This window comes from Neisseria sp. P0009.S007 (assembly GCF_051962515.1).
Genome location: NZ_JBQCVF010001097.1, coordinates 1 through 272, shown reverse-complemented (window position 1 = coordinate 272; position 272 = coordinate 1). Strand labels below are relative to the sequence as shown.

1 pseudogene is annotated in these 272 nt (G+C 61.8%); it reads left to right on the top strand.

Features of this window, described 5'->3' with window-relative positions:
- Positions 1-272 (top strand): annotated as a pseudogene (locus ACTHS3_RS17890) (GNAT family N-acetyltransferase); the annotation flags it as partial.

Sequence of the window (272 nt, the reverse complement as noted above, 5' to 3'; positions counted from 1 at the left end):
GAATACCTGCGCAGCAAAAATCCGACTGCCGCCGAGTTCCTCCGCAACACCGGCGAAGCCGCCGCTGAACTTTTGGGCGCCAAAACCGAAAGCGAAGCCCCCATCCAAAACGTGCTCGCCCCCTACCCGACCGAGCATCCTGCCACGTTTACCCTCAAAAACGGCGAAACCGTAACCATCCGCCCCTTCGCCCCCGAAGACGCGGAAGCCAAGCAGCAATTCGTCCGCAGCCTGTCTCCGCAAGCGCGCTACACCCGCTTCATGACCCACAC